The sequence below is a fragment of the Actinokineospora auranticolor genome, assembly GCF_002934265.1.
GTDB classification, from domain to species: Bacteria; Actinomycetota; Actinomycetes; order Mycobacteriales; family Pseudonocardiaceae; genus Actinokineospora; species Actinokineospora auranticolor.
Genome location: NZ_PTIX01000003.1, coordinates 478,146 through 490,962 on the forward strand (window position 1 = coordinate 478,146; position 12,817 = coordinate 490,962).

13 protein-coding genes and 1 pseudogene are annotated in these 12,817 nt (G+C 71.0%); 7 read left to right on the plus strand and 7 right to left on the minus strand.

Translation table 11 applies throughout. From position 1 onward, the window contains the following. The first annotated feature begins 310 nt into the window (after positions 1 to 310). Positions 311 to 718 (plus strand): hypothetical protein, encoded by a 408-nt coding sequence (locus CLV40_RS08350; protein WP_104478244.1) that lies wholly within the window; start codon positions 311 to 313, stop codon positions 716 to 718. Next, complete coding sequence (locus CLV40_RS08355; protein WP_181043373.1) at positions 715 to 1,197, plus strand: GNAT family N-acetyltransferase; 483 nt, start codon at positions 715 to 717, stop codon at positions 1,195 to 1,197. The genes CLV40_RS08350 and CLV40_RS08355 overlap by 4 nt, the downstream gene beginning before the upstream one ends. On the opposite strand, the gene CLV40_RS08360 is transcribed toward CLV40_RS08355, so the two are convergent. Genes CLV40_RS08360 through CLV40_RS08375 form a run of 4 tightly spaced genes read right to left on the minus strand, consistent with a single transcriptional unit; the run spans position 1,178 to position 4,049 of the window. After that, the gene (locus tag CLV40_RS08360) at positions 1,178 to 1,660 is read right to left on the minus strand and encodes a GNAT family N-acetyltransferase (protein WP_104478245.1); all 483 of its coding nucleotides are present in this window, start codon (positions 1,658 to 1,660) and stop codon (positions 1,178 to 1,180) included. The genes CLV40_RS08355 and CLV40_RS08360 overlap by 20 nt on opposite strands. 11 nt (positions 1,661 to 1,671) lie before the next feature. Then, positions 1,672 to 2,229, minus strand: a complete 558-nt coding sequence (locus CLV40_RS08365; RefSeq protein WP_104478246.1) for an acid phosphatase — start codon at positions 2,227 to 2,229, stop codon at positions 1,672 to 1,674. A gap of 54 nt (positions 2,230 to 2,283) precedes the next feature. Beyond that, the gene (locus CLV40_RS08370; protein WP_104478247.1) at positions 2,284 to 3,456 is read right to left on the minus strand and encodes a hypothetical protein; all 1,173 of its coding nucleotides are present in this window, start codon (positions 3,454 to 3,456) and stop codon (positions 2,284 to 2,286) included. Beyond that, the gene (locus tag CLV40_RS08375; protein ID WP_342752251.1) at positions 3,456 to 4,049 is read right to left on the minus strand and encodes an RNA polymerase sigma factor; all 594 of its coding nucleotides are present in this window, start codon (positions 4,047 to 4,049) and stop codon (positions 3,456 to 3,458) included. The genes CLV40_RS08370 and CLV40_RS08375 overlap by 1 nt, the downstream gene beginning before the upstream one ends. Positions 4,050 to 4,057: 8 nt before the next feature. Here CLV40_RS08375 and fxsT point away from each other — a divergent pair. Together fxsT and CLV40_RS40710 are read left to right on the plus strand one after the other, a co-directional pair. Beyond that, a pseudogene (fxsT, locus tag CLV40_RS08380) lies at positions 4,058 to 5,752 on the plus strand (FxSxx-COOH system tetratricopeptide repeat protein); the annotation flags it as partial. Positions 5,753 to 5,798: 46 nt separating this feature from the next. Then, positions 5,799 to 5,939, plus strand: a complete 141-nt coding sequence (locus CLV40_RS40710) for a hypothetical protein (RefSeq protein ID WP_425428228.1) — start codon at positions 5,799 to 5,801, stop codon at positions 5,937 to 5,939. Positions 5,940 to 6,087: 148 nt separating this feature from the next. On the opposite strand, the gene sodN is transcribed toward CLV40_RS40710, so the two are convergent. Continuing rightward, positions 6,088 to 6,495, minus strand: a complete 408-nt coding sequence (gene sodN, locus CLV40_RS08385; protein WP_104478249.1) for a superoxide dismutase, Ni — start codon at positions 6,493 to 6,495, stop codon at positions 6,088 to 6,090. A gap of 61 nt (positions 6,496 to 6,556) precedes the next feature. Here sodN and CLV40_RS08390 point away from each other — a divergent pair, with 61 nt between their 5' ends. Beyond that, positions 6,557 to 6,880 carry a S26 family signal peptidase gene (locus tag CLV40_RS08390; RefSeq protein ID WP_245931164.1) on the plus strand — a complete coding sequence of 108 codons (324 nt, stop codon included), beginning with the start codon at positions 6,557 to 6,559 and terminating at the stop codon, positions 6,878 to 6,880. A gap of 37 nt (positions 6,881 to 6,917) precedes the next feature. Here the strand turns inward: CLV40_RS08390 and CLV40_RS08395 are convergent, their stop codons facing one another. Beyond that, a complete protein-coding gene (locus CLV40_RS08395; RefSeq protein WP_104478250.1) occupies positions 6,918 to 7,520 on the minus strand; it encodes a dTDP-4-dehydrorhamnose 3,5-epimerase family protein in 603 nt (200 codons plus the stop codon). 424 nt (positions 7,521 to 7,944) lie between these two features. Between CLV40_RS08395 and CLV40_RS08400 the strand changes: the two genes are divergently transcribed. Continuing rightward, entirely contained in the window at positions 7,945 to 9,129 is a 1,185-nt protein-coding gene (locus CLV40_RS08400; protein WP_104478339.1) for an NAD(P)-dependent malic enzyme, read from the plus strand. 65 nt (positions 9,130 to 9,194) lie between these two features. Then, positions 9,195 to 11,756: a sensor domain-containing protein gene (locus CLV40_RS08405; RefSeq protein WP_104478251.1), complete on the plus strand. Its 2,562-nt coding sequence runs from the start codon at positions 9,195 to 9,197 to the stop codon at positions 11,754 to 11,756. Between the two features lie 44 nt (positions 11,757 to 11,800). On the opposite strand, the gene CLV40_RS08410 is transcribed toward CLV40_RS08405, so the two are convergent. Continuing rightward, positions 11,801 to 12,814: an NsdA family TPR-like regulatory protein gene (locus CLV40_RS08410; protein WP_104478252.1), complete on the minus strand. Its 1,014-nt coding sequence runs from the start codon at positions 12,812 to 12,814 to the stop codon at positions 11,801 to 11,803. Positions 12,815 to 12,817 lie beyond the last annotated feature (3 nt).

The following is a 12,817-nucleotide window of genomic DNA, read 5'->3' on the forward strand; positions in this document are numbered from 1 at the left end:
CACGCGGTGCTCCGGTACCCCGAGCCCGGGATCGGGGCTCATCCGGTCGTGACAACGGCCACAGGCCGTCGTCTTCGTGGGTCGTCCGAAGTCGGTCTCCCTCCGCCTACGACCCCGCCGCGACAGGTGCACCCAGACGACCGTCTGTCCCGTCGATCCGCGAGGAACTGCCTAAGGCAGATCTTGCCCGCACACCTCGCCCGGCACGACCGGCCGTCCGGGTGGCATACGATCGGCGGTGTGCACGGAGGGTCATCGTGCGCTAAGTCCGGCCGCTCACGCGCCATGTCGACTTCCCGGGAAGGCCACCGTGCGTTTCACCTCAACCGCTCCGCGCACCGTGCTGGCCGCGGGCGCCCTGGTCGGCGTCCAGGGGCTCACCGCACTCGTGTTCACGGTGATGCTGCTGGTCAGGGGCTTGTCGGGGGAGTCGGAGCTGGGCAACAACGTCTTCGGCGAGGCCGCCTACTTCGCCGTGCTGGCCGCCGGGGTGCTCGCTTGCGCGGGCGGGCTGCTGATCGGCAAGACGTGGGCGCGCAGCCCTTCCGTCGTCGTGCAGCTGCTGCTCCTCGGCGTCGCCTGGTACGCCATCGGCCCGTCCGGTCGGCCCGAGTACGGCGTGCCGGTCGCGGTGCTGTGCGTGATCGTGCTCGTGCTGCTCTTCCGCTCCAGCACCACAGTGTGGGCGCAGGGCGGGGACGAGGACGTCGCGGAGTGAGCCCGGTCATCCGGCTCGCGGAACCGGGGGACTGGGCGCGGATCTGGCCGCTGTGGCACCGGGTTGTCGCGGCGGGCGAGACGTACATGTGGGACCCCGCCACCGACCGCGACACCGCCGAGCGCCTGTGGATGGCGGGCGAGGTGTTCGTCGTCGAGGACGGCGCGGACGTGGTCGCCACCGCGCTGCTCAAGCCGAACCAGCCCGGGTTGGGCGACCACATCGCCAACGCGGGTTTCATGGTCGACCCCGACCACGCGGGCCGCGGCATCGGCAGGCAGCTCGCGGTGGCGGTCGTCGAGCACGCGCGGGCGGCGGGCTACCGGGGCATGCAGTTCAACGCGGTGATCTCGACCAACACCGGCGCGGTCGCGCTGTGGACGTCGCTCGGGTTCGAGGTCGTCGCCACGATCCCCGACGCGTTCCGGCACCCGCGGCTCGGGCCGGTGCCGGTCCACATCATGTACCGGCGACTTTGAGCAGCGACTCGTCGGCGAGGCGGTACATGTACCAACCGCCGACCTGGTGCGCGCCCATGGCGTCGTAGAAGTCGATGGCGGGCTTGTTCCAGTCCAGGACGCCCCACTCGAGGCGCTGGTAGCCCTTGTCCGCGCACTCCCGCGCCAGCGTGACCAGCAGCGCGCGCCCCAGGCCGCTGCCGCGGTGGTCGGGGCGGACGTAGAGGTCTTCCAGGTGGATGCCGTGGGTGCCGCGCCAGGTGGAGAAGTTCAGGAACCACAGCGCGCAGCCGACGACCTCGCCGTCGACCTCGGCGACGTGGCAGAACAGCGCCGGGTCGGGGCAGAACAGCGCCTGCCGCAACTGCTCGGCGGTCATCCGGCTCTCGTGCAGCGCCTGCTCGTACTCGGCCAGGTCGCGCACGAGCTGGACGATGGTGTCCACATCGGACTCTTCGGCGCGGCGCACGCGGGGGTCGGGCACGCGGGGCTCCCTCAGCTCAGGTTCAGGTGGACCACCTGGGGGACGCCCCGCTCGAAGTCCAGCACGGTGACGCCACCCGGGGACAGTGCGAAGTGGACACCGAAGGCGGCCCCCTGCCCTATCCACGCCGAGATTACCGCGCGGCCGAAGTGCCCGTGCCCGACCAGGACGACGTCGCGGTCGCGGAACCGCTCGGTGACCGCCTTGGCGCGCACCGTCACCTGCTCGGCGCTCTCGCCGCCGGGGCACGGGTGGGTCCACACTGTCCACCCGGGGACGGTCTCCCGGATCTGCGGGGTGGTCAGGCCCTCGTAGTCGCCGTAGTCCCACTCGGCGAGGTCCTCGGTGATCTCCTCGACCTCAAGCCCGGCGAGTTCCGCGGTGCGCAGCGCGCGTTGCCGGGGACTGGAAACGGCCGGGGGCGGGTCGCCGACGAGTGTCCGCAACACGCCCCCGGCCCGCACGGCCTTGGCCTCGCCCGCCGCGGTGAGCGGGATGTCGGTGCGTCCGGTGTGCCGCCCGTTCTCGGACCACTCGGTGGTGCCGTGGCGCAGCAGGTACACGGTCATACCGCGGATCCTAGGCGCGCCACGGCTTTGCCACCGGGTCGGTGATCCAGTGCGTTAGGTCAACGGGCCTTCGTAGATCACCTTTTCGCTGTTGTCGCGCACCCGGAGCGTCATGGCACGCGGGTCGATGTTCGACTCCAGCAGCGCGGCGTAGGTGCCGCGCGCGGTGTTGGCCTGGATCGTGCCGCCGCCGGGGAGGATCAACTCGGCGCTCCTGCCACCGAGCGGGATCACGCCGGTCAGCAGGGGCTTGCCGCCGATGGACGGGATGATGCCCAACAGCATCGGCCTGCGCTCGGGTTCCGGCATCGCGTAGAAGTCCGTGTACGACTGCTGCTCGACGCAGGCGGCCACGCCACCGGAGTTGGTGGCCAGGATGATGCGGTCACCCCCGGCCCGCACCGTGGCGGCCGCGTCCCAGGAGTCGCTGTCGACGACGGTGGTCGAGTCCGTCGCCTTGCGCGCGCACTCGGTCAGTTCTGGCGAGGGGTAGCGGGCCTGGGAGGTGATCGAGAAGCCGGGGTCGGGCGGGTAGGGGACGGGGAGTGCGAGGCCGTCCGGTGTGGGTTGCACGGTGATGGTGCTGTTGATGGTGGACAACGCCGACCGGAAGATGAACAGGCCGTCCTTGTGCTTCACCGCTTCCCTTATGGTGTTCTTGCTGCGGGACGTCACGGAGAGGTAGGGATCGGCCCAGGTCGGGTCGAGCACACCCGCGATCGTGCCGTTGGGGGAGACCAGCAACGTCCCGGTGCCCGTGCCGGTGACCATCGACGGCTGCGCGTCGAGCTTGCTCAGGCGCACCCCCTTGGGCGTGGTCTCGCAGAAGATCGGCTTCCCGTCGACCCGCGCGGCGACGACGTTGACCTGCAACTGGCTGACGCGCAAGACCGGCACCACCCGCTCGCGCGGTGGCAGTTGCCCCGCGAACGGGGTTCCGCGCAACCCGGACCAACAGCGGTCCAGGTCCGCGTTGGCCGCGTCCGCCTCCGACGGTGCCGCGGGCTGCGCGGTCTCCCGCTTGCCGCTCGCGGGGGTGGTGCCGGAGTCCGACCCGACCACCGCGACCAACCCCACCGCCAGCGCGGCGGCCACCACGCCCGCTGCCACCGGCAGCGCGTACCGCCGCTTGGGGGGCTCCTGGATTTGCCGGAACACCTGGACGTGCACCCGGGCCCGCACGACGTCCGGGACCTCTCGGGCCGCCGGGATCTCGATGTCGTCCATCACTGCTCTCCCACCATCGTCCGCAGCCGGGCACGCGCCCGGGAAAGGTTGACCCGCACGGTCGTTTCGCTGACCCCCAACAACTCCGCCGCGGCGGCCGTGTCCACCTCGCCGACCAGGCACAGCTCGCTCACCCGCCGCAGCGCGGCCGGGAGCTTCCCGATCGCCTGGGCCACCGCGGCCACCCGGGCCCGCGCGTCCAGCCGCGCCACCACGTCGTCGGCGTGGTCGTCGACGCTGGTCGGCAACTGGGCCACGCGCCGGTGCACCCGCCCCCGCCGCCACAGGCTCCGCCGCTCCTCGCGGACCAGGTTGCCGACCACCGTCAACAGCCAGGGGACAACGCTGTCCCCCACCACGACCGCCGACTCCCGGCGCCGCCAGGCCACGAGGAACGCCCCCGAGGCCAAGTCCTCCGCCGCGTCCCAGGACCCGGTCAGCCGGTACCCGTGGTTCCAGACCACCCCCAGATGCCTCTGGAACAACACTTCGAAGGCCGCTTGATCACCCCCGACGACCCGTCCCCACAACTCCCGGTCCGACGCCCCCACTCGAGGATCCCCCCGACTCTCAAAACCCAGGTTCGCTGTCACAACAACCAATGGCCACGATCCCGGGGTTCGTTGCAGTGCGCTGCTGTTACCGTGGTCGATCTCGCGGACGGTGGGTAGGGGGCTGGGTGAGAGCTGGCCGGGCGTTGGCCGTGGTGATCGAGGTGGCCCTCGTGTTCGCCACCGGTCTGGTGATCAACGCGGCCAGCGAGCACCTGCCGTCGTGGCTGGGCGACCCGTGGCTCGTCTGGCCCGTGCTGGTGGCCTTGCTGGCGTTCACCATCGGTTTCACGCTCTGGATCGGCTCGTCACCATCGTCTGAACCCGGGTCGCGGGTGTGGAACGTGCCAGGCGCGAACCCCAACTTCACCGGTCGATACCAAGACCTCGCCAACCTGGCCAAGCTGCTGCGGTCCCGTTCACGGGTCGCGGTGCACGCCGTGCGCGGCATGGGCGGCGTCGGCAAAACCCAACTGGTTCTGGAGTTCTGCCACCGCCACCACAAGAAGTACGACGTCGTGTGGTGGGTAGCGGCCGAGAACCCGACCTTGGTCCCCGACCAGCTACGCGCGTTGGGTCGCGCACTCCAGGTGGACCTGCCGCAGGACGCCGGCGAGGCTGTGCGGGTCTTGCTGTCCCACCCCCTCAGCTCGTCGCGTTGGCTCCTCGTGTTCGACAACGCCGAATCGGCGGCCGACCTCAACCCTTTCCTCCCGTCGGGGGCCGGGCAGGTCCTGATCACCACCCGCCGGGCGGGCTTCGACGCCGTGGGCGGCGTGCTGGACCTGGACACCATGTCCCGCCGGGAATCGGTGGCCCTGCTGGCCCGACGAGCGCCGAAGCTCGGTGCCCGCGCCGATGAACTGGCCGAGCTGCTGGGCGACCTCCCCCTGGGGCTGGAACAGGCAGCCGCCTACCTCACCCAGTCGGCGATGCGACCGGACGAGTACCTGCACCTGTTGCGCACCAGCCCGGATTCGTTGGCGGACAAGGGCGAGGACGCCCACCGGCGCTCACCCGACAGGTCACTGCGCACGCTGTGGGACCTGAGCCTGAGCAGGCTCGACGAACACCACCCGGAGGCGGCCCGCCTACTGGCGACCTGCGCCTACCTGGCCCCGGACGCCATCCCGCTTGACCTGTTCACCCCCACTAGGGAAGCCACCGCCCTGAGTCACCAGGTCGGGGTGCTCGTCGACCACTCCCTGGTGAAGCGGGACGACGACCACATCGTTGCCCATCGCCTTGTGCAACTCGCCGTACGCGGCCACACCGACACCGAGAACGCGCCGACAAGTGCCGACGCGCTTACCGACGCCGTCAATGTGCTGCGGTATGGCGTTCCGGCGGAGGTGTTCAAAAATCCTGCGGTGTGGCCGCGCTGCAGGCAGCTGCTACCGCACGTCTTGGCGGTCGCCGTGCACGAGGACAGACTTCACGAACTCGCCCCGGACACCCTTGCCTGGTTGCTGGACCGCGCAGGCGCTTTCCTGCGTGAAACCGGTCTCCCGAACCAGGCCCGCCCGTTGCTGGAGCGCGCCCTCCGGATCGTCGAGGTGGCTTGTGGGCCGGAGCACCCCATCCTCGCCGGATATCTGAACAGCCTCGCCATGCTGTTGAAGGACCTGGATTCGCTCGACGCGGCTCGCTCTCTGCTGGAGCGTGCCGTGCGCATCGATGAGGCGGCCTACGGGCCGGACCACCCGGCTGTCACCATCCGCTTGAACAACCTCGCCATGGTCGCGCGAGACCGGGGGACTCGACCTGTCCCGCTCCCTGCTGGAACGCGTCCTGGCAGGCGACGAGGCGAATTACGGGCCCGACCACCCTGCCGTCGCACACAGCTTGAACAACCTCGGCGTGGTGCTGCAAGGACCTGGGCTCGCCCGGACCGGCCAAACAGCTGATGGAGCGAGCCCTCCACATCTTTGAGGCGACCTACGCACCGGACCATCCCCTGATCGTCACCCAGCAGGGGAACCTTGAGTCCGTGCAGCGCGACCTGGACGCTCTCGACGACAAACGGCGCTGACCTGCGGAATTGTCTCCGCTGGTCAGCGCCGCCCCGAGCGTCGCTAGCTTACGCCTTCTTGGTCTCCCAGAAGATCTTGTCGATCTCCGCGATCAGGTCCAGCAGCGCCTGGCCGGTGGCCGGGTCCATCGAGCCCTTCGTGCCGCTGGCCCCCGCCGCCTTCGTCGCCTGGTTGAACAGGTCGTGCAGGTTCGGGTACTTCTCGAAGTGCGGCGGCTTGAAGTAGTCGGTCCACAGCACCCACAGGTGGTGCTTGACGAGTTCGCTGCGCTGCTCGGCGATGAGGATCGCGCGGGTGCGGAACTCGGGGTCCTCGTTCGCCTGGTACTTCTCCTGGACTGCCTTCACCGACTCGGCCTCGATGCGCGCCTGGGCCGGGTCGTAGACGCCACAGGGGAGGTCGCAGTGCGCGGTGGCCTCCAACCTCGGGGCGAAGAAACGCGACAGCAGTCGCATGGGTCCTCCATGGGTACAGCGGGATGCTCCGACGAAATCGACCCTACTCCGGGGGTACCTTGTGGGCAGGCGGGAGGTGATCGTGCTCGGGTGGCTGCCCCTGCGGCGGGTGCGGGTGCGCGGTGGCTCGATGGCGCCCGCGCTAAGCGACGGTGACGTGGTGGTGGCCGTGCGGCGGCGGCCACGTGTGGGTGACGTCGTCCTGGTGACGTGGGACGCCCGGCCCGGGCAGCTGTCGGTCAAGCGGGCGGTGCTGCGCGGCCCGGACGGCTGGCACGTGGAGGGCGACAACCGGGCGGCCTCCACCGACTCCCGGGTACTGGGGCAGGCACGGGTGCACGCGGTGATCCCGTGGCGGTTGTGGCCGTCTCCCGGGCGGGTCTAGCTTTGCGCGGCCCCGAACCGCGCAAAGCGAGGCCGGGTCAGACGCCGCGCAGCGTTTCGTACCAGGCGGTGCACGCCCCGTAGGTGGGCAGCAGGCCGCTGCTGACCGCCTCCTTCAGCGACGGGGCCGCCTTGTCCTTGTCGGACAGCAGCGGCTCCAGCCCGTCCGCCCACGGCAGGGCGATGTCCGGGTCCATGGGGTTGATCCCGTGCTCGGCGGCCGGGTTGTAGCCCGTGGAGCACAGGTACGACACCACCGTGTCGTCCTCCAGCGCCACGAACCCGTGCCCGACGCCCTCCGCCACGTAGACGGCCCGGAACTCCACAGTGTCCAGCCGCACGACGTCCCACTTGCCGAAGGTGGGGGAGCCGACGCGGATGTCGACCACGTAGTCCAGCACCGCCCCCTGCGCGCAGTAGACGTACTTCGCCTGCCCCGGCGGCACGTCGGCGAAGTGGATGCCGCGGATGGCGCCGCGGCGGGACACGCTGTGGTTGGTCTGGGCGATGGTCAGCGGGTGGCCGACCGCCTTGGTGAGCGCCTCCGCCTGGAACGGGGAGACGAACAGGCCTCGCGAGTCGGGGAAGGTGCGCGGGGTGAACTCGAAGACGTCGGGGACGTCCAGCTCTCTTGCGTGCATGCGAAAAGGGTAGGGGCCCCGGGGGCCCGCGCCTACGGAGCGTAGGGGGATCCCCAGCTCGGAGGTGAGCCCCGCTCACTTTGCCGGTTGCGCAGCGAAAATGTTAGTCAGCGCTAGCACGCGCTTAGAAAACCGGACGGACGTCTTGGGAAACCGCCTCTGACCTGCGGAAAAAGGTGTCCGGGATGTGATCCCTGCCGCAGACACGATCGTGGGTTGCCGGCAGACTGTCGGCACCGAAGTGCTCCGGGCCACACCCGCACCCCAGGGGTGTGGCCGCCAACCCCCGCCCGGCGGCGCGCGCCACGCGTCACCGGAGTTCCCCGCGGCAGGCCACGTGTCAACACCGTGGCCGCTTTCCCGCACCCGCTCCGCGCCAAGCCCTGCGTCGAGCGTGCCCCGCGCGATCCAGGAGGACGACGCCATGACCGCACTCAACGAGCAGACCGCCGCCGGTCCCGTCACCGACGAGGAGATCTTCACCGCCCACCTGGGCGGCAAGCTCGGCGTCGGCGTGACCAAGCCGCTGGCCGACCCGCGCGCCCTGGCCATCGCCTACACGCCGGGCGTGGCCAAGGTCAGCCGCGCGATCGCCGAGGACGCCGCGCTCGCCGCCCGCTACACCTGGGCCTCCCGGCTGGTCGCGGTCGTCTCCGACGGCACCGCCGTGCTCGGCCTCGGCGACATCGGCGCCGCCGCCTCGCTGCCGGTCATGGAGGGCAAGGCGGCGCTGTTCAAGACCTTCGGCGGCCTCGACTCGATCCCCCTGGTGCTCGACACCACCGACGTCGACGAGATCGTCGAGACCCTGGTGCGGCTGCGGCCCTCGTTCGGCGCGGTCAACCTCGAGGACGTCTCCGCGCCCCGCTGCTTCGAGCTGGAGGCCCGGCTCATCGAGGCGCTGGACTGCCCGGTCATGCACGACGACCAGCACGGCACCGCGATCGTGCTGCTCGCCGCCCTGCGCGGGGCGAACAAGGTGCTCGACAAGGCGCTCGCCGACCAGCGCGTGGTCATCGCGGGCGCGGGCGCGGCGGGCATCGCCTGCGCGAAGATCCTGGTGGCCGCGGGCGTCGGCGACGTGACCCTGCTGGACTCGCGCGGCATCATCCACGCGGGCCGGGCGAACCTGAACCCGGTCAAGGAGCAGATGGCCGAGGTGACCAACGGGGCCGGGCTGCGCGGCGGCCAGGTCGAGGCGCTCCGCGACGCGGATGTGTTCGTCGGGCTCTCCGCGGGCACCCTCCCGGAAGAGGTCGTCGCGACCATGGCCGACAACGCCATCGTGTTCGCGCTGTCGAACCCGGATCCGGAGATTCACCCGGACGTGGCGGCGCGGCACGCGGCGATCGTGGCCACCGGCCGCAGCGACTTCCCCAACCAGATCAACAACGTGCTGGCGTTCCCGGGCATCTTCCGGGGCGCGCTGGACGCGGGAGCCCGGCGGATCACCGAGGCGATGAAGCTCGCCGCGGCCGACGCGATCGCCGCGGTGGCCGAGGACGACCTGGCCGCCGACCGGATCGTGCCGAGCGCGCTGGACCCGCGGGTGGCGCCCGAGGTGGCCGCGGCGGTAGCACGGGCGGCGGAAGCGGACGGGGTAGCCTGAGATCCGGCGGGATGCTCGGCAGCGGTGCCCCACCCGCCTGGAGTCAAGGGTGGAGGGAACGCGCCGTGGCCGAGCATGTCGTGCGCGCCGGACTACCCCGGGTCGGGTTGCCCCCCGGCGGGATCGAGCTGGACGCGGGCCGCGTGCTGGCCCCGGATCTGACCGGTGGCCCGGACGTGGTCGGGTTCGACGACGACCCGTCGGCCGAGCGCGCCCTGCTGCTGGAGGCCCAGCGCATCGCCCGGATGGGCAGCTGGACGCTGGACGTGCGCACCGGTCAGGCGTACCTGTCCGACGGGCTGCGCAGGCTCTGCGGGATCCCGGCGCGCAGCACCCTGACCGACCTGCTCGCCCTCGTGCACCCCGAGGACCTGCCGGTGCTCGACGACTTCCAGCTCCGGCTGCGCGCGCAGCGCTCGTCGCAGCCGCTGGAGCTGGAGGTGCGCGACGAGACCGGTGAGCGCACGTACCTGGTCCGCGCGCGGCCGGAGTTCGAGCCGGGCTGGCGGGTCGCCCGGGTGCACGGCACGGTGCAGGACTTCACCCGGTTCCGCGCGCTGGAGCGGCAGCTCAGCCAGGACGGCAGGCTCTTCCGCGAGGCCCAGCGGGTCGCGCGGCTGGGCACGTGGGAGTGGAACGTGGCCACCGGCGAGTGCCTGTGGTCGTCGATGCTCTACGAGCTGTTCGGCATCGAGCAGGGCACCCGCATCACCTACGGCGACTACCTGCAGATGGTCCACCCGGACGACCGCGGCTGGGTGGACCAGCGGTGGCAGGAGCTGGCGGGCACGCGCCGCCCGGTCGAGTGCGAGCACCGCGTCATCCGGCCCGACGGCAAGCGCCGGGTGTTCCGGGTGCGCGGGGAGGCGGCCGGGCCGGACAGCGACCGCGACATCATGATCGGCACGGCGCAGGACGTCACCGAGCAGCGGTCCACCGAGACCCGGATGCAGCGCTCCAGCAAGCGGTTCACCGACCTGGTCGCGATCACCCCGGTCGGCATCGCGCTGTTCGACGACGCCGAGCGGCTCGTCGACGCGAACGACGCGCTGTGCTCGCTGCTGGACATGGACCTGGAGCGGTTGCGCGGCAAGACGGCCGAGCAGCTGACGCACCCGGACGACCGGGAGGGCCGCCGCTGCCGCGAGCCGCACTCCTTCCACAGCGGGCAACGGGTTCTGGCGACCGCGACCGGGAAACCGGTCTACTGCGAGCTGAACGCGACGGTGTCGGTCGCCGACGACGGCCAGCGGTTCTGGCTGGTGGTCTTCTCCGACGTGACGGATCGCCGCAAGGCCCAGGAGCGGCTGCGCTACCAGGCCACGCACGACGAGCTGACCGGCCTGCCGGGGCGCGCCGCGGTCAAGGAGCTGCTGGGCACCCTGCTCGGCGGCCGCGACTACGCGCGGATCGCGCTGCTGTTCTGCGACGTCGACAACTTCAAGCGGGTCAACGACTCCCTCGGCCACGACGTCGGCGACGAGCTGATCACCGCGCTGGCCAGGAGACTCGAACGCGGATTGCCGCCGAGCTGCACCGTGGCGCGGATGTCCGGCGACGAGTACGTGATCATCTGCTCGGACGTGGACGAGGCGGGCGGCGTCGAGGCGCTGGCCAACCAGGCCGCCAGCCTGCTGCGCACCGCGGTCCCGGTCCGCGACCAGCTGTTGCGCGTCTCGGCCTGCATCGGCGCCGCGGTGCCCAGCGGCCCGGAGACCACCGGCGCCGACCTGCTGCGCTACGCCGACGCGGCCATGTTCGCCGCGAAGGAACGCGGCACGGGCCGCGTGTCGCTGGCCAGCGACAAGCTCATCGCGTCGGCCAACAGCCAGATGCTGCTGGAAGGCCAGCTGCGCGAGGCCATCTCCAACGACCAACTCGTCCTCCACTACCAGCCGGTCGTCGGCCCGGACGGCACCGTGCTGTCGGCGGAGGCCTTGGTCCGCTGGCCGCACCCGGAACGGGGATTGCTGAACCCGGGCGACTTCCTGCCGGTCGCCGAACAGGGCGACATGCTCGGCGAACTCGACCGCTGGGTGCTGCGCACGGCGTTCACGGAGGCCTCCGAGTGGCCGCAGCTGTGCGGCGGGATCATCGGCGCGGGCGTGGGCATCGCGGTCAACCTGTCGGGCCTGGTGCCGGGCGACCCGGAGTTCGTCGACGTCGTGTCGGCGACGGTCGCGGCCACGGGCCTGGCGTGGGACCGGGTCGTGCTGGAGCTCGTGGAGACCAGCCTGATCGACCTCCCGTCCCGCAGCCGGGAGGCCATGGCGGAACTGGTGGAACGCGGCGTCCGCTTCGCCGTCGACGACTTCGGCACCGGCTACTCCTCCCTCGCCCGCCTCAAGGAACTCCCCGCCCAGATCATCAAGATCGACCGCCGCTTCGTCTCCGGCGTGGCCACCGACGCCTCGGACTTCGCCGTGGCCCGCGCCCTGGTCGACATGGCACGGGCGATGGGCCGCAGCTGCGTCGCGGAAGGTGTGGAGAACGCGACCCAGTTCCACGTGCTTCGAGGCGTCGGGGTGGACGCCTACCAGGGGTGGCTGCTGTCGAAGCCGCTCCCCGCGAAGGAATTCCGCGAAATCCTCAAACTAGGCCCAGTCCACATCCCCAGTGGCGCGTGACCTCCACGCGGTACCCAGCATACTTGATCATGCTCGGGTGGGGATCAACCCATCCCCGCGAGGCGGTGGTTGAGTTCTTTCGCGGCAGGCGAAGGGTTTGCGCGGGTAGCGGTGCGCAGGAGTTGCAAGTGTTCGGTCAGCTTGCGGGATCGGATGGTTGCAGCCATGCAGACAACCTGGTGCCCGATGTGGATTCCGGTGGCCGAATCGCCCCCGTGCAGGTGGCAGGTGGCCAACTCCGTGAGGGCGAACGCGCGGCGCTTGGCCCGACCGGAGGCGAGTTGGGCCGTTGACGCCGTCAGGGTGTCGATGGCCTGGGAGGCATAGATCGGGCTCTGGGTCGTGAGGATGGTGTACACGCGGCCCGCCTCGCTGGCGAAAAGAGTGCGGTCGAACCCGGTGGGTTCTGCGGCGGTGTCGGTCGAGGACAGGGCGTCTTCGGCGCGGGCGAGGTAGGTGACCGCCTGGTCGGGTGTGCGGGCTTGGGCGGCGGCGCGGGCCTGGCTGGTCAGCAGGAGGGCGTTGAGGCCGCTGGACCGGGTCCGATCGGCGGTGACCATGGCGAGGTTGAGCACATCCCGTGCCTGGCCGCTGTTGCCGTCGCGGGTGTGGATCCGGCCGATCTGGCCCAGCGCCAGGGCAGCGCGAACGGGCTCGCCCACTTCCTGGGCCATCGCGACCGCTTGGCCGAGGTAGCGCAGGGCCGTGCCGGTGAGGCCGACGTCGGAGGAAGCCCTCCCGGCCAAGGCGAGTAGATCGGAAACGACACCGCGCAACTCCCGACCGACACGGTCGGTGGCGCCTGCCTCAAGCAGCCCTCGCGCCCACCCCAGTTGGGCGATGACCGCCTCGCGCACCGCACCACCGCCGAGTTGCTTCTCTTGGACCCAGAGCACCTTCGTCAGGTCGGCGAGTTGCCCGACTTCAGTGGCCCCGACTCGCGCGGGTGTGGGTGTGGCCACCGCAGGCGTGCTCAGCAATGCGAGGTCAGCCCCGGTCAGGGCGGCGCCCATCGTGACCTTCGCCAGGATCCCCATGAACTCGCGCCGATCTGACACGGT